Origin of the sequence: Amycolatopsis sp. NPDC050768, from assembly GCF_040654155.1 — a bacterium.
Taxonomy (GTDB): Bacteria; Actinomycetota; Actinomycetes; order Mycobacteriales; family Pseudonocardiaceae; genus Amycolatopsis.
The window spans coordinates 1-22,240 of the sequence record NZ_JBFAHL010000014.1; the positions used below are offsets into that span (position 1 = coordinate 1).

A 22,240-nucleotide genomic window follows, 5' to 3' on the forward strand; every position below is an offset into this window, starting at 1 on the left:
GTCGCGGTCGCGAGGCGGGCGGCGCGCACCGGCGGGCGGCGGCGCCTGGCCGGCGCTCGCGGGACGACCCGAGCCCGGCGGGCGGGTGCGCGGGCGGGCGGGCGGCTCGTCGCCGTCTTCGCGGCCACGGGGCGGCTTGCCGTCCTTGAGCTTCACGGCGGCGTCGGGGTCGCGTTCGCGGAAGATGCGGAAGAACCCGAACAGCAGCGTGACACCGGTGGTGATCGCCATCGTCGGGAAGCCGTTGATCAGCGGCGTGCCGATGTTGAGCAGCTTCGACAGGGTGTCGTTGCCCGAGCTGGACCCGCCGGTCAGGAGCACCACACCGGGCACCGTGACGGCCAGCACCAGCGGCGGCTGCACCATCGGTCCGAACAGAGCGCGTCTTTGCACCGCGCCCACCGCGAGCACGGCCCCCACGAAGTAGCCCGCCTTGAAAATAAAGTCGAGGCTGCCCTTGGTCTTCTCGTCGATGATGGCGCCCAGCACGGCCAGGCCGAAGCCCACGAGGACAGCTGCCCACCAAGGCAGGCCGCGCCTCTCGCCGACGACGAGACGCTCGTCCCAGGGCACGGTGGCGTCTTCGGCATCAGGATCGCTCTGGCGATCGCGTATCGCGGTCACGAGGCAACACCGTAGCCGTTACTTGTCACGATCTTGCTGCCACTGCCGAAGACCGCCCTGACCAGCCACCCGGCAGCGTGACGTGAGTTGCCGGCCGCCGGAACACGTGGTGTCTCGCGGGCCGTCGCGACGCGGACCGCACCCGGTCCGTGGTCTGGTGACCTGACCTGCGGATACAGCCCACTGGTCTGGTCCGACTCACCGTCCCGTCGGCGCTTCGACGCCAGCCGCCCCGTCGCGCACCCGCCGCGGCGGTCGTCGACGCGGAACGTTCCCGCTCCCCGGAAGCCTCACAGCGACGGAACCAAACCCGGGGCAGCGCAAATGCCCCATCGACCCCGAACCGGCCACGACCGGCACGCACCGTGACGAGTCGTGCGGCCCCAGCTGCCGCGGCCATGAGCCACGCCGGGCAGGCTGCCGCTGTCTCGGCTTGCTGCCGCCTCGGCTCCCTTGGTACGTCCGGCGCACTGCCGGGCGCGTCTTGGTAGGTGCCTGCCGCGGGTCGTGCGAGCCCAGCCGCCAGGCAACCAGCCGCGCGCACCAGACGCTGTCTGGCGTGCACTGAGCAGGCACTCACCTCGTCTTGCCGCCGGCTCAGCCGCCAGTTGCCGTGGCCCAGCGGCTACGACTGACGGCCCGGCGATGAGCTGCCGGCCGCGTCCGTCGGGGCGCTGCAGGTCGTGCGGGCGTGACCACCAGAGCCGCAGACCATCGGCCACCATCCGGCAGGGGCTGCCCGGCGAAAGGCCGCGAAGGAACCATCCTCAGCTAGCCGCCAGCTCGTCCCCCTTCCGTACCTCCGGCACCGGCGAAGGGCTCCCCGACGCGTCCGTCAGGGGTGCCACCGTCGCGCGGAAGCTCTCCAGCGCCTCCAGCTCCCGCCGTCGCGCGGAGAGGAACCGCTGCAGGTGCGTGCTCGTCAGGTTCAGCGCCTCGACCGCGTTCCCCGCCGAACGGTGCGCGGCCGCCGCCCCCGCGCGGACCTGCTCGACGTCCTCCACCAGCGCCCGGTCGCTCGCCGCGAACAGGGCGGCCGACGCCAGTACCCCGAACCCCGTGGGTCCACACAGGAACACTCGGCGGTCGATCAGCCAGCGCAGCAGCTCCGGATCGGTGTCGAGCGCGGCGACCACGGCCGCGTCGGACGGAACGAACATGATCGTGCCGTAGATCGCGTCGGCCCAGCGCTGGTAACCCTTGCCGGCGAGCTCGGCCGCGCGGGAACGGATCTGGCGCACGTGGGCGCGCAACGCGTCGAGCCGTTCCTCGGGATCGTCGGTCTCCACGGCCTCGGCCCAGATCGCCATGCTGGCCTTCGCATCGACGGGCACAGTTCGGCCGCCGCCCACGCGCAGCACCATGTCCGGCTTCGCACTGCCGCCGCCCGCCAGGTCGGTCTGCAGCGTGAAGTGCAGTTCTTCGCGCAGCCCCAACGCGCGCGCGGTCTCGACCAGCACCTGCTCACCGAGCTCGCCGCGTCCGCTGATCGACGCGAACGCCACCTCGTACCGCCGCAACGCCAGCTGCTGCTGGTCGTTCTTCGCGCGCTCGGCCGCCACGAGTCGCGCCGCCGCGTCGGCCCGGCGCATGCCGTCGCCGTAGAGCCGCCACAGCAGCGCGACCGCGACGCACAGGAGCAGCGCGAGCACGACGGCCGCGGTCGTGATCACCGTCTCCACCCGAGTCTCCTTTCCCTGCCACATCACCCGGACCGGTCGGAACGGCCGGTGCCGATCGACGCGGACATCATGGCGGACCGCACCGACAAAAACCGGCACGCTCGGTCGCGGTGCGTAGCTGACCAGCGTGTTCACCGGTTCGGTGGTCGGCGTGTCCACCAGGGCCCTGATAGGGTTCGTACACACGTTCGAGTGGCTCTCCGGCGAGTCTCCGCGGTTTCGTCGTGATCGCCTCTTACCGTGGTTGCCGTGAGACTCCTTCACACCTCCGACTGGCACGTCGGCCGCACGTTCCACGGCGCCGACCTGCTCGCCGAGCAGGAGGCCGTCCTCACCCACCTCGCCGAGCTCGTGACGAGCGAGCACGTCGACGTCGTGGTGGTGGCAGGCGACATCTACGACCGCGCGGTCCCTTCGGCCGAAGCGGTCCGAGTCGCGACCAAGGCCATGAGCCGCATCCGCCAGGCCGGTGCGCAGCTCGTGATCACGCCCGGCAACCACGACTCCGCGGCGCGGCTGGGCGCCTTCGCGGACTTCGCGGCGGCCGGCGGTCTGCACCTGCGCGCCACCATCGCCGGCCTCGCCGAACCCGTGCTGCTGAACGACGAACACGGTGACGTCGCGATCTACGGCATCCCGTACCTCGAACCCGAGCCGTCGCGCCACGCCCTCGGTGTGCCTGAAGCGCGCGGCCACACCGGCGTGCTCACCGAAGCCATGCGCCGGGTACGCGAAGACCTTGCCACGCGGCCGAAAACGCGGTCCGTAGTGCTGGCCCACGCCTTTGTCACGGGCGGCGCGAGCAGCGAATCCGAACGCACCATCGCCGTCGGCGGCGTCGAGCAGGTTCCGGGTGACGTCTTCGACGGCGTCGACTACGTCGCACTCGGCCACCTCCACGGCCCGCAGACCCTCGCCGAGCACCTTCGCTACTCCGGCAGCCCGCTGGCCTACTCGTTTTCCGAAGCACGCCAACGGAAATCGGTCTGGCTCGTCGACCTCGACGCGGCCGGGCTCGCCGAGGTCCGCCGCCACGAACTGCCCGTGCCGCGCCCGCTCGCGATGTTGCGCGGCGAGCTGCAGGAGCTGCTGGACACGCCGGAACACGAGGAATGGCGCGACCACTTCCTCTCGGTCACGGTCACCGACCGCGTGCGCCCGGTCGACGCGATGCGCCGCCTGCGCGAACGTTTTCCGTACGCCGTGCACCTCGACTGGGAGCCGGAAGGCGGGCTCGCCGGCGCGCAGCTGAAGTACGCCGACGCCGTCCGCGGGCGCACCGACATCGAGATCGCCCGCAGCTTCCTCGACGACTGCCGCGGCGCGCTCCCCACGGAAACCGAGGAACGGCTGGTGTTCCTCGCGCTCGAGGCGGCCAACCGGGCGGCGGTGGCGAAGCTGTGAGGCTGCACCTGCTGGAGGTCGAGGCGTTCGGTCCGTACGCGGGCCGCGAGGTGGTCGATTTCGACGCGCTCGGCGCGGACGGCCTCTTCCTGCTGCACGGCGACACTGGCGCCGGCAAGACCACGCTGCTCGACGCCATCGCCTTCGCGCTGTTCGGCGTGGTCCCGGGCGCGCGCGGCGACGTGAAGCGGCTGCGGTGCGACGTCGCCGCGCCCGAGCAGCTCACCGAGGTCGTGCTGGAGCTGACGGTGCAGCGCCAGCGGCTGCGGATCGTGCGCAGCCCGGAGTACCAGCGCGCCAAGAAACGCGGCGACGGGTTCACCACGCAGCAGGCGAAGGTGTCGCTGACCTGGGTCGGCGAGCCGCCCGCCGGGCTGCCGCCCGACGGGGTCATCCGGATCGACGAGGTCGCGCGCACCGTCGAACGGCTGCTGGGGATGACGGCCGCGCAGTTCTTCCAGGTCGTGTTGTTGCCGCAGGGGGAGTTCGCGAAATTCCTGCGCTCCGACACCACCGAGCGCGAGAAGCTGCTGGAGCGCCTCTTCGGCACCGAGCGGTTCTCCGACGTCGAGCGCTGGTTCGCAGACCTGCGCGCCGAACGGGGGCGGGCGGTGGAAAAGCGGCAGCAGGAGCTGCGGGAGCTCGTCGCGCGCTACGCCCAGGAAGCGCAGCAGGAGCCGCCGGAAGAAGATCAGGCGGAGTGGGTCGACGCCGTGCTCGCGGAGGTCGCCGCACGCGCCGAAGCGGCGGAAACCGAAGGGGCACAAGCACGTTCGGCCGCGACCAAGGCGGAGACCACGCTGCGGGAAGCCGAGGAGGACGCCGACCGCATCCGCCGCGTTCGCACCGCGCACACGCGCCTCGCGCAGATCGCCGAGACGGCGGCCGAGCGCGTGGAGTGGACCGAGGAGATCGCGGCGGCGCGGCGGGCGTCGGCCGTGGTGCCCGAGGTCGAGCTGCTGGAACGGCGGAGTTCAGAGCTGGGCGACGCGCAGCTCGCCGAGGCCGATCACACGCGGGCCTTGGGGGGGCTGGGTTTCGACTCTGTCGGCCTCGCGTCGGCGGACCTGCGTGAGCGCGCCGGATCGCTGCGCGAGGAGGCGGGTGTGCTCGCCGAGCTGGTCGCGGAGGCCGAGCAGCAACGCGTCGACACCGAGCGGCGAGACGAGCGGAAGGCCGCGGCCGGTGCGGCGGCCGAGCGGGTGACCAAGCTGCAGACGCGGCTGGCGGAGCTGCCGGAGCGGCTCACGGCTGTGCGGGGCGAAGCCGCGTCGGCGGCCGAAGCAGCGGCGAAGCTGGACGGTGCGAAGGCGCGGGTCGAGGAGCTGACTGTCGTTTCGCGCGCGGCCGCCGAGCTGCCGGAAGCCGTCGCGAAGGTCGGGCGCGGTGAGGCCAAGCTGCGCGAGGTCGTGGACGCGCACCAGGCGGCTCGTCAGCATCGGCTTGACCTGCGGGAACGTCGGCTGGAGGGCATGGCCGCCGAGCTGGCCGCGAGCCTGGCCGACGGCGCGCCGTGCCCGGTGTGCGGGTCGGCGGAGCACCCGGCGCCGGCACGGCACGGGGCTGAGCTCGTGGACCCCGCCGAGGAACGGGCCGCGGAGGAGTCGGAGCAGAAGGCCGGCGCGCTGCGGCAGCGCGTGGTGTCCGCGCTGGAGGAGGCGAAGGCGCGACTGGACGCGTTGCGCGAGCGGCTGGGCGAGCGGACGGCCGAGTCCGTGGCCGCGGAGCTGACGGAGGCCCGCGCGGGCGTGGGGGCGTTGTCCGAGCAGTCCGCGCGGAAGGACCAGCTCGCGCGGCAGGTCGTCAAGCTGGAGCAGGAAGCCGACCAGCTGGCGGAGCACCGGCGGCGGGCGGACCAGGCCGTCACGGAGACGCAGGCCGAGGTCCGCGCGCTGGAGGAACGGCTGGCCGAACGCTCGAAGCGGCTGCTCGAAGGGCGTGGTGAGTTCCCCGACGTCACCGCGCGCCGGCGGCATCTGCTCACGTTGGCGGGTGCGTTGGATTCCGTCGCGGAGGCGCGCACGGCAGTGGGCGGTGCGGAGTCCCGGCTCGCCGAGCAGCACGGCCTGGTCGAAATCTCCTTGCATGCCAAGGGTTTCGCCACGTCGGAAGAGATGCGCGGCGCGGTCCGTTCCGACGAGCAGGTCTCGAAGCTCGAACAAGGTCTCTCCGAAGCCGAGGCGACGGCCGCGGGGGCGCGCGAGCTGCTGGCGCAGCCCGAGCTGTTCGGCATCTCGCCCGACGACGTCGTCGAGGTCGCGCCACTGGGTGAAGTGGCGAAGGCCGCGCGCGAACGGGCGGACACGGCGTTCGCGGCACTGAAATCCGTGGCGGCACAGCACGGCGAGCTGAAGAAGCTGGCCGCGCGGATGGGCAAGGCGCTCGCGGAGTTCGAGCCCGTCCAGAAGGAATACGACGAGCTGCGCGCACTGTCTGAAGTGGTCAACGGCCGCGGCCAGAACTCGCGCAAGATGTCACTGCGGTCGTACGTGCTCGCCGCCCGGCTGGAGGAAGTCGCGCTCGCGGCCACCGCCCGCCTGCGCACCATGAGCCAGGGCCGCTACTCCTTCGTGCACTCCGACGCGGCCGGCGCACGCGGCACTCGCGGCGGCCTCGGCCTCGACGTGCTCGACGACTACTCCGGCGCCGTCCGCCCCGCGAAAACCCTGTCGGGCGGCGAATCGTTCCTCGCTTCGCTCTCGCTGGCGCTCGGCCTGGCCGACGTCGTCGCCGGCGAAACCGGCGGTACGCTGCTCGACACCCTGTTCGTCGACGAGGGTTTCGGCACCCTCGATGCCGAAACCCTCGACGTCGTGATGAACATCCTCGACGAGCTCCGCGCGGGCGGCCGGGTCGTCGGCCTCGTCTCGCACGTCGAAGAACTCCGCCAGCGCATCCCGACCCGCCTGCGCGTGCACAAGTCCCGCACCGGCTCACGGATCGAACTCCGCACGGCGTAACTCAGGGCGAGAGTTGGCCTCCGCACCGCGGCGCGGAGGGCCGTGGGGCTGAGGACGAGGAAGTTCGGCCTGCCTGCTCAGGCAGAGTCGCTCGTGAGCAGGCGGCGCCTGGCGCCCGGGCCTGGCGGAAGGTGCTGATGTGCCAGCCGGTCAAGCGAACGGCCGCATTCCGAGCCCAGGCAGCTGCCGTGGTCGCGAATGGCTGGTGGGTCGCCGGCGTAGGTCAAGCGGCCTCGTGCGTGAGCAGCCAGCGCTTCGCGTCCATGCCCCAGCGGAAGTTGCCCACCGCGCCGCCGGTGCGGACGACGCGGTGGCAGGGGACGAAGAGAGCGGCGGCGTTGCGGGCGCAGGCCGACGCGGCGGCGCGGACGGCCGTGGGGCTGCCCGAGAGCGTGGCGTACTCGGCGTAGCTCACCGCGCGGCCCGGCGGGACCTTGCGCAGCATGTCCCACGCGTGCTGGCGGAAGGCGCCGGAGCGTTGGCGGACCTTGATGTCGTCGACGGCGTCCAGTTCGCCCGCGTGGTAGCGGCGCACGGCCGTGGTGACGGGGCCGAGGTCGCGGCGCTGGGTGAGCGTGGCCGGGGACAGGGACGGGGAGATGAGCGTGGTCAGCTCGGCGACGTCGGCGGTCCAGCCGGAGGCGAGGACGGCGCCGTCGCCTGCCACCACGGCGGTGAAGGGGCCGATCTTGGTGTCCACAGTGGACCAGAAGGCGGTGCTCACGAGCGGTTCTCCTCGGGGTCGAAGACCTGCAGGTAACGGGTGGCGTACGAACTCCACGGCCGCCAGCCGCGGGCCGCGCCGGGCAGGTCGAGGCCGAAGGCGGCGGCGGAGCGGCGCACGGCGGGGTCGGTGATGAGCAGGACGTCGGGGGCGCCGAGCACGCGCATCAGGACGTAGTCGGCGTCGATGCCGAACGAGAGCAGCTCCGCCCGCAGCTCACCCGGATCCCGGCCGACGTGCGGGTCGAGACTGCCGTCCGCCAATGCCGAGGCGACCGCCTTGACGTGCGGTTTCACCTCGGCGGCGGCCACGATCTCGGGCGTGGGGAACAGCGTCGTCAGGGTGTCCATCGGCGGCTCACCGGGCGGCACCCGGGGGCCGAGCGCGGCGACGGAGGCGGCGGCCGAGCCGAGCGCGGCGCGCAGGACCAGCTCCGGCCCGTCGACCGCGCCGGGTACGCGCAGGCCCGGCACCTTCGTGACCAGCGGCGCGAGCACCGGATCCGCGCCGAGAACGCGTGCGACGGCCTCCGGATCCGCGTCGAGGTCGAGCAGCCGCCGGACGCGGGAGACCGCGCTGCCGAGGTCGCGCAGGTCGGTCAGCGCCAGGTCACAGCGGACGTGGTCGGGTTGCGGGCTCAGCCAGACCAGGCCGGGGCCGTGGGAAAGCCGCAGCGTGCGGCCGTAGCCGGTGATGCCGTCGGCGCTCTCCTCGACGGCCTCGACGCCCGGCAACGCACGCGATGCGTGGTAACGCAGCACGCCCTGTGCGTCGAACGGCGCGCGGAACGGCAGGCGCAGGCTCAGCCGCGTCGAGCCGGTTGGTTCGGCGCGGCGGCCGCGACGCAGTGAAGCCGCGCGAAGCTGCGAAGGCGTCGTCGCGAAGACCTCGCGGATCGTCTCGTTGAACTGCCGGATGCTGGAGAACCCGGCGGCGAACGCGACGTCGGTCAGCGGCAGCGCCGAGAGCTCGATGAGCAGCCGCGCGGAGTGGGCGCGGTGGGCGCGGGCGAGCGCGAGCGGGCCGGCGCCCAGCTCGGCGGTGAGGACGCGGCCGAGCTGGCGGTCCGAGTAGCCGAGCCGCCGCGCCAGGCCGGGCACGCCTTCGCGCTCGACGAAGCCGTCAGAGATCAGGCGCATGGCGCGGGCGGCCAGGTCGGCGCGGACGTTCCAGTCGGGCGAACCCGGCACGGCGTCGGGCAGGCAGCGCCGGCACGCGCGGAAGCCGCTCGCCTGGGCGGCGGCCGACGTGGGGAAGAACCGCACGTTCCGGGCCTTCGGCGTGATCGCCGGGCACGACGGGCGGCAGTAGATGCCGGTGGTGCGCACGGCCATGATGAACTGGCCGTCGAACCGCTGGTCGCGGGCGGTGACGGCCCGGTAGCAGCGCTCGGTGTCGCGCCAGAGCGGGGCGGTCTGGGTGGCCATGTGGTCGATGGTGCCAGCAGGTCGGGGGCTTGGCTGGCGGGAATCCGACACGGCGTTACCGGGTCGGCCGGGGCGTTTGCCGGGCACGTAGACTCAACTGTCGTGAGTCTGACCCTCGGTATCGTCGGCCTGCCCAACGTCGGCAAGTCCACCCTGTTCAACGCGCTGACGCGCAACGACGTGCTCGCCGCGAACTACCCGTTCGCGACGATCGAGCCCAACGTCGGCGTCGTCCCGCTGCCGGACCCGCGGCTCGACAAGCTGGCGGAGATGTACAGCTCGGAGAAGATCGTGCCGGCTGTCGTGTCCTTTGTGGACATCGCGGGCATCGTGAAGGGCGCGTCCGAGGGTGCCGGGCTGGGCAACAAGTTCCTCGCGAACATCCGCGAGGCCAACGCGATCTGCCAGGTCATCCGCGTGTTCGACGACCCGGACGTGGTCCACGTCGACGGCCGCATCGACCCGTCGAGCGACATCGAGACCATCAACACCGAGCTGATCCTCGCCGACCTGCAGACGCTCGACAAGGCCCTGCCACGCCTCGAGAAGGAGGCGCGCACCAAGAAGGAAGCGCGCCCGGCACTCGAGAACGCGCAGCGCGCCAAGGAAATCCTCGACGCGGGCCGCACGCTGTTCCAGGCGCAGAAGGAAGTGGACTTCGAGGCGCTGCGTGAGCTGAGCCTGCTGACGACGAAGCCGTTCCTGTACGTCTTCAACGCCGACGAGGGCGTGCTGACGGACTCCGGTCGCCGCGACGAGCTGGAGAAGCTTGTCGCTCCCGCCGACGCCGTCTTCCTCGACGCGAAGGTCGAATCCGAACTGCTCGAGCTCGACGACGAGGAGTCCGTGCGCGAGCTGCTGGAGTCCGTCGGCCAGGCCGAGCCGGGCCTCAACGCCCTCGCCCGCGCCGGCTTCCACACCCTCGGCCTGCAGACCTACCTCACCGCCGGCCCCAAGGAATCCCGCGCCTGGACGATCCCCAAGGGCGCCACCGCCCCCCAAGCCGCGGGCGTCATCCACACGGACTTCGAGCGCGGCTTCATCAAGGCGGAGATCGTGTCGTACGCCGATTTGATGGAGGCGGGCTCGATGGCCGCCGCGCGCGCCGCGGGGAAGGTGCGGATGGAGGGCAAGGATTATCTGATGGCGGACGGTGATGTGGTGGAGTTCAGGTTCAACGTCTGAGCTTCGCCGACCGTAATCTGGACGGGTGATCGACGAACTGGCTGCCGCACTCGAAGACCATCGTGCGACGCCATTTCCTTCTCCGGCGGTCCGTCGGGGCGCGGACTACGGCTCGGTCTGCGCGGTGATGATCGACGCCAACATCTACTTCCTCTCGAAGGCGGTGGCCGACGGGCACACGCTGCCGGATCAGCAGTGGGATTTTCTCGCGGACTGCGAGGCCAGGTTGCAGGACTCGCTGTCCGAGTTCCCCGAAGCGGGTCGGCCGTATTACGAACGCCTCCTGCGCATTGCCGATCTCGCGTTCAAGCGCATGAAGGAGCGTGCCGATGCTCGGCTTCCGTGATCTCGTGGAGTTCAACGGCTGAGCTTGAGGTGCAGACCTTCAGGCGTTGTCGTGGGCAGGGTGACTGCGAGTACGTCGAAGTGGCGTAGGTCTTTTCAGTTGTCGTGGTTCCCGCGACGGTGAAGTGGTTCAGCATTCGTTCTTCGGCAGCAGGCCCTGTTCGCACAGCCAGTCGCGCTGGGTTTCGCCGGAGGTTTTGCCGCGGCCGGGGCCGCCGGGGTCGAGGTAGCCCTGGTATTCCTTGCAGCTGGGGTTGAACTTGCGTGCGTTGACGGCTCGTTGACCGCAGCCGGGGCTGGTGTCGCGGATCCGGGGTTTGGGCGATGTCCGGGTGGTCCGTGGCGTGGAGGTCGACGTCGGCGGGGCCGTCGTAGGCGCCGGTGGGGTCGGCGAAGGTGACAGCGAGGTCGGCGAAACCGGAGCGGCAGGAGGCGCCGAGGTCGACACCGGCGCCGGCGGCGGGTCAGTGGGCCGTGCGCAGGACGCGGCAGCCAGGAACACCACGGCTGCCGCGCACGCGACGGACGAACGGTTCATGCCGAGTCGTCGGCACCGAACCGTCCGGTGTTTCGAAGGGTGAAAAGAAGGCTCAGCCCAGCAGGCCGAGCACCACCAGAACCGCCAGCGTGAACGCCGTGGCGAGCAGGGTGATCCAGGCGCGCTGGGTGGGCGAGAGGGTGGTGGGCGAGTTGTTCATCGCGTGTCCTAGCGGGGGCGGGGCGGGCGGATTCCGCTGGAATAGCGCGCTGATCAAGGGTGGTGTTACGGCCTGTGGTCGAGATCACGGTGGGCGCGGAAAGTGCGCCACAGGACCGCGCCGGCGGAGGCCACCATCAGGGTGAACGCGATGGTGCCGACGACGATTGCCTGGGTCATGAAAAGGGGTCCCTCCTCGTGGAACGTACGAAAGGGGGACGTGTCAGCCCGCGGAAGGTGTCGCGACAGTAGGGCGCGTCACACGGTGAGCGCGGCGTCGATCTGAGCGGCGAGGGCGAAGTCCTTCGAGGTGAGGCCGCCTTCCGAATGGGTGGAGAGGCGGAAGGTCACCGTGCGCCAGCGGATGTCGATGTCCGGGTGGTGGTCGGCGGCCTCGGCGAGTTCGGCGACGCGGACGACGTAGGCCACGGCGTTCGGGAAGGAAGACAGGGTCACCGAACGGGTGATCGTGGCGCCGTCGCGCTGCCAGTCGGGGACGGTGGTCAGGGCGGATGAAATCTCGGAGTCGCTCAGTAGTTGCGCCATGTGTCCAATGGTGAACCCGTTTGGGCTACGCTGCACGGTTGCCACGGGAGTCCGGTACGCCGGGCTGAGAGGCGGGTGCCCGAGACCCGCGACCGTTCGCACCTGAATCCGGATCATGCCGGCGCAGGGAGGCCTGCTCTCCTTGCTCACGGCGAAGTGCAGGAGGGCAGATGATTCCGCGGACCGCACGCACGGTGCTGGGCCTGGCCACGGTCACGGCACTGGCGAGTGCCTGCTCGCTGTCCGGCGGCAGCTCGGGCGGCGACGCCCAGCAGACCCCGACGGTCACGCTCGTCACCCACGACTCGTTCGTCGCGCCGCAGGACGTGCTCGACGCGTTCCAGCGCCAGTCCGGCATCAAGCTCAAGATCCTCAAGTCGGGCGACGCGGGGGAGCTCACCAACAAGCTGGTGCTCACCAAGGCGAACCCGATCGGCGACGTCGCGTTCGGCGTGGACAACACGTTCGCCTCGCGAGCACTGAACGAAGGCGTCTTCCAGGCGTACACGAGCCCCGAGGCCGACCGCGGGCCGCAGCGGTACTCGGTGGACCCACAGCACCGCCTGAGTGCCGTTGATGTCGGCGACGTCTGCGTCAACATCGACCCCGCGTACTTCGCGAGCAAGCACCTGCCGGAACCCAAGACGTACGACGACCTCGCCGACCCGAAGTACAAGGACCTCACCGTCGCCGAGAGCCCCGCCACGGCGTCGCCCGGGCTGGCGTTCCTGCTGGGCACCGTGGCGAAGTACGGCGAGCAGGGCTGGCACGACTACTGGGCCAAGCTCAAGGCCAACGGCGTCAAGGTCGACAGCGGCTGGGAAGAGGCCTACACGAAGGACTTCTCCGGCTCCTCGGGCAAAGGCCCGCGCCCGATCGTGGTCTCGTACGCGTCCTCGCCGGCCGCCGAGATCGGCGACGACGGCAAGCCGCGCACCAAGGCCCTGCTCGACACGTGCTTCCGCCAGATCGAGTACGCCGGCGTCCTCGCGAACACCAAGCAGGTACCGCAGGCCCAGAAGGTGGTCGACTTCCTGCTCTCGCAGCAGTTCCAGTCGACGGTCGCGGCCAACATGTACGTCTACCCGGCCCGCGAGGGCGTCGACCTGCCCGCCGGCTGGGCCGCGGCCGCGCCGCTGCCGCAGGACCCCGCGACTCTGCCCGCCGACCAGATCCAGGCCGGCCGTGAGAAGTGGATCGGTGAATGGCGCTCGCTCATGGGCGCGTAACGCAGGTGCAGACCGCGCGCACGGCGGGCCTGGCGCTGCTCGGCCTGCTGCCCGTCGCGTTCCTGGTCGTGTTTTTCGCCTGGCCGGTCGTCGCGATCCTCGGCCGCGGCTTCTCGGCGGGCGGCGTCGACACGGTCTTGGCCGACGCGCAGACTTGGCAGCTCGCCGCGTTCACGCTGGTCAGCGCCGCCGCTTCGACGGTCGTCGCCGTGGTCGCGGGGCTGCCGGTGGCGTACGTGCTCGCGCGTGTGAAGCTGCCGGGCGTCGGGCTGGCGCGCACGCTGGTGCTGGTGCCGTTCGTGCTGCCGACGGTGGTCGTCGGGCTCGCGTTCCGCGCGTTGTGGCCCGACGGTGGCGTGTTGCCGCTGGTCCTGGCCAACGCGTTTTTCAACGTCGCCGTGGTCGCCCGGACCGTCGCCGGGCTGTGGAGCTACCTCGACCCGCGGGCGACGGAGGCCGCCCGCGCGTTGGGTGCCTCGCCGTGGCGGGCCTTCCGCACGGTGACGTTGCCCGCGCTCGGTCCGGCCGTCGCGTCGGCCGCGGCGGTCGTGTTCCTGTTCTGCGCCACCAGTTTCGGCGTGGTGCTCATCCTCGGCGGCGGCCGCTACCGCACGCTCGAGACCGAGATCTACCTGCGCACGGTCGACCTGCTGGACCTCTCCGGAGCGGCCGCGCTGTCGCTCATCCAGTTCGCCGCCGTCCTCGCCGCGCTCGCACTCGGCGCGATCGCCCGAAAGCGCCGCGAGAACGCCGTGAAGCTCAAGCAGTCCGCTCCCCGGCGGCCGAGAAAAGGCGAATGGTGGACGGTCGGTGCCGCCACGGTCGTGATCGCACTGCTGATGACGCCGATCGTCGCGCTGCTGGTGGAGTCGGTGTCCACACCGGACGGGTGGAGCCTCGCCGGGTTCCGCGCCCTCGCCGGCACCGGCACGGACGACGCGCTGCAGGTCAGCGGCTGGGTCGCCGCCAAGAACTCGCTCGCCGCGGCCACCGACGCGACGCTGCTCGCGATGACCGTCGGCGTGCTGGCCAGCGTGGTGCTTGTCGCCCTGCGCCGCGCACCCGGCCGCCTCGCCCGCGGCATGGGCGAGACGATGGACGCCGCCCTCATGCTGCCGCTCGGCGTCTCCGCCGTGACGGTCGGCTTCGGTTACCTCGTGACGCTCGACGCGCTGCCCGGCGACCTGCGCACGTCACCGCTGCTCGTTCCGCTCGCGCAGGCGCTGGTGATCATCCCGCTGGTCATGCGGATGATCCTGCCGGTGCTGCGCGCCGTCGACGTGCGGCTGCGCCAGGCCGCGTCGACGCTCGGGGCTAGCCCGGCGCGCGTGTGGCGTGAGATCGACCTGCCGCTCACCGCGCGTTCGCTCGTCGCGGCTGCCGGGTTCGGCTACGTGGTGGCGCTCGGCGAGTTCGGCGCCACGAGCTTCCTCGCCCGGCCCGACGCGCCGACGTTGCCCGTGGCCGTCGCGACGCTCATCTCGCGCCCGGGCGAGCTCAACAACCAGATGGCGTACGCCGCGTGCGCGCTGCTCATGATCGTGACGGTGGCGGCCGTCGCGCTGATCGACCGGTTCGGCTCGGTTCGCGGGCACGGCACGGTGGGGGAGTTCTAGATGGCGCTCACAGTGCGGGATCTCACGGTCCACTACGGCTCGTTCGCCGCGGTGCGCGACGCGCGCCTCGACATCACCGACGGCGAGGTGCTGGCCCTGCTCGGCCCGTCCGGTTCCGGCAAGTCGACGCTGCTGCGCGCCATCACCGGCCTCGAGCCCATGACGTCCGGTTCCGTGAGCTGGGACGGCACCGACCTCGCCACCGTGCCCGTGCACCGGCGCGGGTTCGGGCTGGTGTTCCAGGACGGCCAGCTCTTCCCGCACCGCGACGTCGCCGCGAACATCGCGTTCGGCCTGCGCATGCACGGGATCCCCAAAGCGAAACACCGAGCGCGCGTCGAAGAGCTGCTGGAACTGGTGGGGCTCAAGGGATTCGAGCGTCGGCGCGTCACCGAGCTGTCGGGCGGCCAGGCCCAGCGCGTGGCCCTGGCCCGCGCCCTCGCGCCCGAACCGCGGCTGCTGCTGCTCGACGAACCGCTCTCCGGCCTCGACGCGGGGCTGCGTGAGCAGCTGGCCATCGACCTCGCGGACCTGTTGCGGCGCAGCAAAATCACCGCGCTGCTGGTCACACATGATCAAGAAGAGGCGTTCACGCTCGCCGACCGCGTGGCCGTGCTCGACGCCGGCGAGATCCGGCAAGAGGGCGCCGTGCGGTCGGTGTGGCGCAACCCGGCCGACGACGACGTCGCGAAGTTCCTCGGCGCCACGTCGTTCGTCGACGGGGTGGCCGCGGGCGGGGTCGTGCACACCGATCTCGGTGACGTCGTGCTCCCGGAGCCCGAAGACGGTCCGGTGCGGCTCGGTTTGCGGCCACATGCGTTGCGGGTGGCCGAAACCGGAGTGACCGGCGAGGTGACGGCCGCGGTGCACCGCCGGGAGCACCTCAGGCTGGTCGTGCGACTGTCCGAAAAGGACACCGTGGATGCCGTCGCCCCCGTCACGGCCGACTTGCGTGCGGGCGATCCCGTCCGGCTCGCACTGGACCCGGACGGGATCGCGATCGTCGGCTGAAACCCCTCGAACTCAGCCGTCTCGAGTGGCGAGCCGGCCGTAAGCCAGCGACAGCCCCACGATGATGTAACAAGCCGCCCGCAACGCACCTTCGGTGAGCATCGAGCCCGAGATCGGGTCGGTCAGCACTTCGGCCGGGGCCTCGGGCCAGTTGCGCGTGAGCAGGAACGGGTGCAGCCAGTCGAGCGAAGTCAGGAACCCGAGGATCGTGAACACGATGTCGCCGGCCAGCACAGAGGCGACCACGAGCATCGGGTGTTCCGTCCAGCTCGACACGGCCAGCGCGACCGCGCCGACGGCCCACAGCTGCAGCACGATCCAGCCCGCCACGAGCAGGATCCGGCCCAGCGCCGCCCCGAGCGACAACGTCGTGCCCGACAGCGTGAACAGCGATCCGGTGCCGTTGATGATCAGCCCCGTCACCACGCCCGTGACGCACATGGCCAGCACCGCGACCACGCACACGACCGCCACGCCGATGGCCTTCACCACCAGCAGCCGGCCGCGGCTGACGGGCGCGACGAGCCATGCGCGCAACGTGCCGTGGGCGGCTTCGCCGGCGAGCGCGTCGGCGCCGGCCATGGCCGAGGCCAGCGGCAGCAGCAGGGCCAGCGTCATCGTCAGCGCGGCGATGGGCAGCACCAACGCGTTGTTCACGGCCGACGCGAGCAGTGCCGCGTCGCCGTCGGCCGGGCCGCCGTCGGGCCCGCTGTCGCCGACGAGCGTGAGGCCGATGCCGATCACGATCGGCACCACGGCCAGCAGCCCGAGCACGGCCAGCGTGCGCGGGCGCCGGAAGATCCAGCGCAGCTCGGCCGCGACGAGGCGCGGCAGCGGCACCGTGTCGTGGCCCGTGCGGCTCACGGGCGCCGTGAGTGTCGCGGTGGTCATGCTTCCCCCTCGGATTCGGAGCCGACCGACCCGTCAGAGCCTTCGGTGAGCCGCGCGAACAGGTCCTCCAGCCCGGTTCGCGCGCGAGTCGCCTCGTGCACCTCGACGCCGGCGCCCACGAGCACCTGCAGCACCCGCGGCGCGGGCGTGGCGGTGAGGTCCGCGCGGACGCCGTCGGGCGTGAGCCGCGCCCCGATCCGGTTCTCCCGCAACACTTCCACCGCGTGTTCCGCGTCGGGCGTGCGCACGAGCAGCGCCGCGTTGCCCGACTCCAGCAGCTCCGCCAGCTCGCCCTGAGCCACGACCGTGCCCGACTGCAGCACGGCGACGTGGGTGCACGTCGCCTCCACCTCGGCGAGCAGGTGCGAAGACACGAGCACGGTGCAGCCGTCGGCGTGCAGCTCGCTGATGATGCGGCGGATCTCGCGCGTGCCGGCGGGGTCGAGGCCGTTGGTCGGCTCGTCGAGGATCACCATCCGGCGCGGCACGAGCAGCGCCGCGGCGAGCCCCAGCCGTTGCTTCATGCCGAGCGAATAGCCCTTGTAGCGGCGGCGCGCGGCGACCGTGAGGCCCACGCGTTCCAGCGCCCCGTCCACGGCCGCGGGGATCGCCCCCGACGCCAGCCGCGGCTCGGCGGCCGCGAAGCGCAGCAGGTTGTCGCGCCCGGAGAGGAACGGGTGGAAGCCCGGGCCCTCCACGAGCGCGCCGACGTCGGGCAGCGCGTGCGGCGCGCCGTCGGGCATCGGCCGGCCGAGCAGCTCGACCTCGCCCTCGGTGGGCCGCACGAGGCCCAGCAGCATGCGGATCGTGGTCGTCTTGCCCGAGCCGTTGGGCCCGAGCATCCCGAGCACGGCCCCTTCGGGCACGTCGAGGTCGACGTGGTCCACCGCGACCGTGCCGCGGTAGACCTTGCGCAGCCCGCGCGTGCGCGCGGCGAGCGGGACCGCCGGGGCGGACACCTCCTGGGAGATGCCCGCCCCGGCTACCAGCGCACTGGTCGTGTCGGTCACTTCTGGCCCAGCGCCTCGTACAGCACCTGCTCCGGCACCGCACCGGCGGCGAACCGCCCGTCGTCGGTCAGCACCGCGCCGCCGACCTTGGTGGTGAACAGGTAGCCGCTGCCCCAGGTGCCGTTCACGCGCTTGGCGAAGCGGCTGAGCAGCTGCTGCGGGTCGGCGTTTCGGCCCTCGGCCCCGGAGGCGCCGGCCGGCTTCTTGCCGGACAGCGCATCGGCCGGCACCTTGCCCGTGATCACGGTGTCCCAGCCGTCACCGACGAGCTTGGTGTCCTGCTTGGCCTCGTCGGCCAGCGCCTTGGTCTGGTCGTCGACCTTCGCGGTCTTCTCCGTGACCTTGGCGCCCTGCGGCGGCGTGAAGGTGAACAGGTCGGCCGACTGCGGCGCGAACTTCACGTCGGTGAACGCCACCTGCAGCGCCGGCGCCGTGGTTCCGTTGCTCAGCACGGAAAGCCGCAGCGGCATGCGCGTCTGCGAGTCCACGGCCACGCGGATTTCGCGCAGCAGCGTGCGTTCGGTCGGCTTCGGGGTGAAGACCAGCTCGTAGGCCGGCCGGTCGGCGACGTTCGCCGTGCCGTCCACGGAGACGGTGCTGTTCTCACGCACCTTGGCCAGCAGTTCCTTGGTCGCCGTGGCCGGGTCGGCCAGCTCGCCCGCGCCCATGTCGTGCTGGGTGGCGACGTCGGCCGGGATGGTCGTCTTCGTGGCCGAGTTGTTGCTGGAGTGGTAGTCCCACACGGTGGTGCCGTCGCGGACGATCGTCTCCTGCGAAGCGCCGTTGGTCAGCGAGATCTTGGCCTTGCCGGTGCCGTCGCTGAACACGTGCGCGGAGTCGACGTTCAGCGCGCTCATCCCCGGGATCGCGCCGCCCACGGCCGGCAGGCCGAGGTCGTTGCTCACGCTGACGGTGCCGTCGAACGGACCGGGGTTGGCCGTCATCACCGACTGCACCAGGTCCTCGGCGCTGATCGCCGGCAGCTTCGGCGCGTCTCCGGCCGAAGCCGGCATCGCGACCACCACGAGCCCCCCGACCCCCAGAGCGGTGCCGACGACGGCCGCGGTGATGGCCTTCTTCTTCGGATCCATGTCGTCTCTCCCTGTGTTTCCGAGCCCCAGTGTGCTCGGCTCCCGGAACCGACGCTTCCCTCTCGAGGCTGAGATACCCCTGAATGCTCGGCCTCCGCGGCTGAGATCGCGCTGAGAGCTCGCGCACGACCTGCGCAAACCGGCCATGATGAAGTTCGTGAAACCTCGGGTGCTGGTGGTCGACGACGAGCCGGGCGTGCTCAAGGCGCTGCAACGCGGCCTGCGAGCGGAGGACATGGACGTGGTCACGGCGGCCGACGGGCCGTCCGGGCTGCGGCTGGCGCGCACCGGCGCGTTCGACGTCGTGCTGCTCGACATCATGCTGCCCGGCCTGTCGGGCTACCGCGTGCTGCAGCAGCTGCGCGCGGAGAACGTGACGACGCCGGTACTGCTCGTGTCCGCCAAGGACGGCGAGATCGACCAGGCCGACGGGCTCGACCTCGGTGCCGACGGTTACCTCGTGAAGCCGTTCTCGTTCGTCGTGCTGGTCGCGCAGGTGCGCGCGGTGCTGCGGCGCGCCGGGCCCGACGCTTCGCGCGGCACGCTGCGGCTCGGCTCGCTTGAGGTGGACCGCGCGTTGCGGCAGGTGCGCTGGGACGGCACCGAAGTGCCGCTGTCGCCGCGGGAGTTCGGGCTGCTGGAGGTGCTCGTGAGCCGCGCCGGCACGGTCGTCACGAAGGACGAGCTGCTGCGCGCGGTCTGGGGCGAGGAGCAAGCCGTGACGCGCAACCTCGTCGAGGTCTACGTCGGTTACGTGCGGCGCAAGCTCGACGCGGTCGGCGCCGGCGCGCTGCTGCGGACCGTGCGCGGCCACGGCTACCTCGCGTCCGACGCGCAGCTGGACGAGGTCATGTGATCGGCACACCGTCCTGGTGGCGGGGCCGTTCGCTGCAGGTCCGGATCACGGTGCTGGCCACCACGATCACGCTGGCCTGCCTGCTCGGACTCGCCACGCTCGCCGCCAGCCGGCTCGAACCGCTGCTCGTCGACTCCGTGGACCACGAGCTCACGGCCGCGCTCGGACCCGCGTCGGCCTCGGTCGCGGCGGGCCGGCCGCCGGCGGGCGCGGACCCGGTTTCGGTGCGGGTGCTGGACATCTCGGGCGCGCCGGTCGACGGTCAGCCGCGGCCACCGTTGAGCGGCGACGCGATCGGGCAGCTCAAGGCGGGCGTGCCCGTGCAGACGGACGGCGACCGCTGGCGAGGCCAGGTCGTGAGCGGGCCGGACGGCAGCCAGCGGCTGGTCGTCGCGGGCGCGGGCCTCGTCGGGTTCGCCGCGGCCGTGCACTCCGGTGGGTTGTGGCTGGTGATCGTCGCGCTGGTCGGCGCCGTGGTGGCGGGGCTCGCGACCTGGCTGCTGGTGCGCTTCGCGCTGCGGCCGGTGGCCCGGATGCGTGGCCTGGTGCGTTCGTTACCGCCGGGTTCGCGGCTGCCGCTGCCGACTTCGCACGACGAGCTGCGCGCGCTCGCCGAGGAGTTCAACGCGTTGCTCGCCCGACAAGAAGAAGTGAGTAGCCGGCTTCGCCGCTTCACCGGCGACGCGGCGCACGAGCTGCGTTCGCCCGTCGCGTCGATCCGCGTGCAGGCCGAGGTGGCCGTGACGAACCCGGATCCGGAGCTGGCACAGGAGACGCTCACGGACATCCTCGCCGAGGCCGAACGCCTGTCGGCCCTGCTCGACGGCCTGCTGTCGCTGGCCCGTTCCGACGCCGGCGAGGTGCCGCCCGCCGAGCCGGTGGAGCTGGTCACGGAGGTGCGGGCGGCCGTGCACCGGCTGCCGGCCGGCGCGCCCGAGGCGCGGGTGAGCGCCGCCGTCGCGCAGGCGTGGGCGCTCGCGACGCACTCGGAGGTGGAGCTGGTGCTCGACAACCTCCTGCGCAACGCCTGCCGCTACGCCACCGGCCAGATCGTGGTGTCCGTGCTCGCCTCGCGGTCGGACGTGCGCGTGGTGGTGGACGACGACGGGCCCGGCATCGCGCCCGAGCACCGCGCCAAGGTGTTCGACCGCTTCTACCGCGTGGCCGACGACCGCGCCCGCTCGTCCGGCGGAACCGGCCTGGGCCTGGCGATGGTCGCCGAGGCCGTGCGCCGGCGGGGCGGGCGCGTGCGCGTGGGGGAGTCGCCGGACGGCGGTGCGCGCTTCGAGGTCAGGTGGCGTGCGGATCGGGCCGCGGCAACCGGGTGAACGCCGTGCGGGACACTGGGCCGATGGACGGGGTCATCGTCGGGGCGGCGCTGGTGCGTGACGGGAAGTTGCTCACCCAGCAGCGGGCGTGGCCGCCGCACCACGCGGGACAGTGGGAGTTGCCGGGCGGGCGCGTCGAAGAAGGTGAGACCGACTCGTACGCGCTGGCTCGCGAGTGCCAGGAGGAGCTCGACGTCGCCGTCACGGTGGGCGGGCGCGTCGGCGACGAGGTGCCGTTGCCGGGCGGGAAGGTGCTGCGCGTGTACTCCGCCGCGCTGATCTCCCCGGGCGACGAACCGCGGGCGGTCGAGCACACGGCCTTGCGCTGGGTCGGGCCGGACGAGCTCGACGACGTCGACTGGCTGCCGGCGGATCGCGGGCTGATCCCGGCGTTGCGCGCGCTGCTGATCGGCTGACTTTCACCCACGGCCGGGGGCGGGTTTCCCTTGGGAGTCAAGGAAAACCCGCCCGAGCTCTTCAGTCGGCGCCGATGAGGCGAAGCGCCGAGGACAGCCGGTGGTCGCCGCGTTCGGCGGCGCGGATGGCGCCCGCCTTGCGGACGCGTTCGAGCTCCGCCGTGTCGGCGAGCAGGGCCATCGTGCGTTCACGAACCGGGCGCAGCTCTTCGATCACGGCGTCGGCGACGGCGTCCTTGAGCACACCGTAGGACGGGTACTCGTCGGCCAGCCGGTTCGGATCGCGGCCGGTGCAGGCGGCGAGGATGTCCAGCAGGTTCGCGATGCCCGGCCGGCTTTCCGGCGCGTACGCCGGCACGGACCCGCCGTCGGTGCGTGCGCGACGGATCTTGCGGCGCACCTGGTCCGGCTCGTCGAGCACGAAGACCACGCCCGCGGCGTCGTGCGCGGACTTGGACATCTTGCGCGTCGGCTCGGCCAGGTCCTTCACGCGCGCACCTGTGGGCGGCAGCACGGCCCGCGGCACGGTGAACACCTCGCCGTAGGTCGAGTTGAACCGCTTGGCCAGCGCGCGGGCGAGCTCCACGTGCTGGCTCTGGTCCTCGCCGACCGGCACGTCGGACGCGCCTTGCAGCAGGATGTCCGCGGCCATCAGCACGGGGTAGGTGAGCAGGCTCAGCCGGACGCCGGCCTGGCCTTTCGCCTTCTCCTTGAACTGGATCATCCGCGCGGCCTCGCCGTAGGAGCAGGTGCACTCGAGGATCCACGTCAGCGCGCCCAGCTCCTTCGCGATGTCGGACTGCACGAACACACGCTCGGGGTCCACGCCTGTCGCCACCATCACGGCCAGCTGCTCCGTCGCCAGGGCGCGCAGCTTCGCGGGGTTGTGCGCGGTGGTCATCGCGTGCAGATCGGAGACGAAGAACAGGTCGTCCGGCTCGCTGTCGGACGCGAAGCGGCGCAACGCGCCTAGGTGGTTGCCGAGGTGCACGTGGCCGGACGGGGTGATGCCGGATAACTGGACCACTGGGGTTCCTCTCCTGGGTGTGTGCCCCGGGAGGAGACCCGCCTGACAAGCGAGAAGGCCGCCCACCGGGGCGGCCTTCGCTGGAGTTCAGCGCAGAGCAACGGGGCCGCCGGAGGGCGGCCACCACTGGGTGCTGTGCGCGAACATGGTGAACACCTTAGAACACTTGCG

Annotated in this window: 20 protein-coding genes and 1 riboswitch; of the genes, 10 read left to right on the forward strand and 10 right to left on the reverse strand. The window is 71.8% G+C overall.

The window, feature by feature from the left end:
- Both AB0H62_RS33925 and rmuC read right to left on the reverse strand, forming a co-directional pair.
- Nucleotides 1-624: DUF6542 domain-containing protein (locus AB0H62_RS33925; RefSeq protein WP_360590637.1), on the reverse strand; the 624-nt coding region annotated here is incomplete at its 3' end.
- 767 nt (nt 625-1,391) lie between these two features.
- Entirely contained in the window at nt 1,392-2,306 is a 915-nt protein-coding gene (rmuC, locus tag AB0H62_RS33930; protein WP_360590639.1) for a DNA recombination protein RmuC, read from the reverse strand.
- A gap of 249 nt (nt 2,307-2,555) precedes the next feature.
- Between rmuC and AB0H62_RS33935 the strand changes: the two genes are divergently transcribed.
- Together AB0H62_RS33935 and AB0H62_RS33940 are read left to right on the forward strand one after the other, a co-directional pair.
- Nucleotides 2,556-3,710 (forward strand): exonuclease SbcCD subunit D C-terminal domain-containing protein, encoded by a 1,155-nt coding sequence (locus tag AB0H62_RS33935; protein WP_360590641.1) that lies wholly within the window; start codon nt 2,556-2,558, stop codon nt 3,708-3,710.
- Entirely contained in the window at nt 3,707-6,670 is a 2,964-nt protein-coding gene (locus tag AB0H62_RS33940) for an SMC family ATPase (protein ID WP_360590643.1), read from the forward strand. The genes AB0H62_RS33935 and AB0H62_RS33940 overlap by 4 nt, the downstream gene beginning before the upstream one ends.
- Nucleotides 6,671-6,893: 223 nt before the next feature.
- Here the strand turns inward: AB0H62_RS33940 and AB0H62_RS33945 are convergent, their stop codons facing one another.
- Nucleotides 6,894-7,394, reverse strand: a complete 501-nt coding sequence (locus tag AB0H62_RS33945) for a methylated-DNA--[protein]-cysteine S-methyltransferase (protein ID WP_360590645.1) — start codon at nt 7,392-7,394, stop codon at nt 6,894-6,896.
- Nucleotides 7,391-8,821 (reverse strand): AlkA N-terminal domain-containing protein, encoded by a 1,431-nt coding sequence (locus tag AB0H62_RS33950; RefSeq protein ID WP_360590647.1) that lies wholly within the window; start codon nt 8,819-8,821, stop codon nt 7,391-7,393. Before AB0H62_RS33950 ends, AB0H62_RS33945 begins: the two co-directional genes overlap by 4 nt.
- Nucleotides 8,822-8,923: 102 nt before the next feature.
- Here AB0H62_RS33950 and ychF point away from each other — a divergent pair, with 102 nt between their 5' ends.
- Both ychF and AB0H62_RS33960 read left to right on the forward strand, forming a co-directional pair.
- On the forward strand, nt 8,924-10,006 hold the full coding sequence (gene ychF, locus AB0H62_RS33955) for a redox-regulated ATPase YchF (protein WP_220244077.1): 1,083 nt from the start codon (nt 8,924-8,926) through the stop codon (nt 10,004-10,006).
- A 25-nt stretch (nt 10,007-10,031) separates the two neighbouring features.
- A complete protein-coding gene (locus AB0H62_RS33960) occupies nt 10,032-10,352 on the forward strand; it encodes a hypothetical protein (protein WP_220244076.1) in 321 nt (106 codons plus the stop codon).
- A gap of 129 nt (nt 10,353-10,481) precedes the next feature.
- Here AB0H62_RS33960 and AB0H62_RS33965 read toward each other — a convergent pair whose 3' ends face one another.
- Nucleotides 10,482-10,889, reverse strand: coding sequence for a hypothetical protein (locus AB0H62_RS33965; RefSeq protein WP_220244075.1), 408 nt, complete (start codon nt 10,887-10,889; stop codon nt 10,482-10,484).
- 417 nt (nt 10,890-11,306) lie between these two features.
- The gene (locus tag AB0H62_RS33970; protein WP_220244074.1) at nt 11,307-11,594 is read right to left on the reverse strand and encodes a 4a-hydroxytetrahydrobiopterin dehydratase; all 288 of its coding nucleotides are present in this window, start codon (nt 11,592-11,594) and stop codon (nt 11,307-11,309) included.
- Between the two features lie 33 nt (nt 11,595-11,627).
- A riboswitch (TPP riboswitch) is annotated at nt 11,628-11,741 on the forward strand.
- A 23-nt stretch (nt 11,742-11,764) separates the two neighbouring features.
- Here AB0H62_RS33970 and AB0H62_RS33975 point away from each other — a divergent pair.
- Genes AB0H62_RS33975 through AB0H62_RS33985 form a run of 3 tightly spaced genes read left to right on the forward strand, consistent with a single transcriptional unit; the run spans nt 11,765 to nt 15,450 of the window.
- Entirely contained in the window at nt 11,765-12,823 is a 1,059-nt protein-coding gene (locus tag AB0H62_RS33975) for a thiamine ABC transporter substrate-binding protein (protein ID WP_220244073.1), read from the forward strand.
- Nucleotides 12,799-14,439: an iron ABC transporter permease gene (locus tag AB0H62_RS33980; protein ID WP_360590650.1), complete on the forward strand. Its 1,641-nt coding sequence runs from the start codon at nt 12,799-12,801 to the stop codon at nt 14,437-14,439. Before AB0H62_RS33975 ends, AB0H62_RS33980 begins: the two co-directional genes overlap by 25 nt.
- A complete protein-coding gene (locus tag AB0H62_RS33985) occupies nt 14,440-15,450 on the forward strand; it encodes an ABC transporter ATP-binding protein (RefSeq protein ID WP_220244071.1) in 1,011 nt (336 codons plus the stop codon).
- 12 nt (nt 15,451-15,462) lie between these two features.
- Here the strand turns inward: AB0H62_RS33985 and AB0H62_RS33990 are convergent, their stop codons facing one another.
- Genes AB0H62_RS33990 through AB0H62_RS34000 form a run of 3 tightly spaced genes read right to left on the reverse strand, consistent with a single transcriptional unit; the run spans nt 15,463 to nt 18,442 of the window.
- Complete coding sequence (locus AB0H62_RS33990) at nt 15,463-16,341, reverse strand: ABC transporter permease subunit (RefSeq protein WP_360590652.1); 879 nt, start codon at nt 16,339-16,341, stop codon at nt 15,463-15,465.
- Nucleotides 16,338-17,351: an ABC transporter ATP-binding protein gene (locus tag AB0H62_RS33995; protein WP_220244069.1), complete on the reverse strand. Its 1,014-nt coding sequence runs from the start codon at nt 17,349-17,351 to the stop codon at nt 16,338-16,340. Before AB0H62_RS33995 ends, AB0H62_RS33990 begins: the two co-directional genes overlap by 4 nt.
- Nucleotides 17,348-18,442, reverse strand: coding sequence for a sigma-E factor regulatory protein RseB domain-containing protein (locus tag AB0H62_RS34000; RefSeq protein ID WP_360590654.1), 1,095 nt, complete (start codon nt 18,440-18,442; stop codon nt 17,348-17,350). The genes AB0H62_RS33995 and AB0H62_RS34000 overlap by 4 nt, the downstream gene beginning before the upstream one ends.
- Nucleotides 18,443-18,587: 145 nt before the next feature.
- On the opposite strand from AB0H62_RS34000, the gene AB0H62_RS34005 reads away from it, so the two are divergent.
- Genes AB0H62_RS34005 through AB0H62_RS34015 form a run of 3 tightly spaced genes read left to right on the forward strand, consistent with a single transcriptional unit; the run spans nt 18,588 to nt 21,042 of the window.
- Nucleotides 18,588-19,298 (forward strand): response regulator transcription factor, encoded by a 711-nt coding sequence (locus AB0H62_RS34005; protein WP_220244067.1) that lies wholly within the window; start codon nt 18,588-18,590, stop codon nt 19,296-19,298.
- Nucleotides 19,295-20,626 (forward strand): ATP-binding protein, encoded by a 1,332-nt coding sequence (locus AB0H62_RS34010; protein ID WP_220244066.1) that lies wholly within the window; start codon nt 19,295-19,297, stop codon nt 20,624-20,626. Before AB0H62_RS34005 ends, AB0H62_RS34010 begins: the two co-directional genes overlap by 4 nt.
- A gap of 23 nt (nt 20,627-20,649) precedes the next feature.
- Complete coding sequence (locus AB0H62_RS34015; RefSeq protein ID WP_220244065.1) at nt 20,650-21,042, forward strand: (deoxy)nucleoside triphosphate pyrophosphohydrolase; 393 nt, start codon at nt 20,650-20,652, stop codon at nt 21,040-21,042.
- A 61-nt stretch (nt 21,043-21,103) separates the two neighbouring features.
- On the opposite strand, the gene trpS is transcribed toward AB0H62_RS34015, so the two are convergent.
- On the reverse strand, nt 21,104-22,069 hold the full coding sequence (gene trpS, locus AB0H62_RS34020) for a tryptophan--tRNA ligase (RefSeq protein ID WP_360590658.1): 966 nt from the start codon (nt 22,067-22,069) through the stop codon (nt 21,104-21,106).
- Nucleotides 22,070-22,240 lie beyond the last annotated feature (171 nt).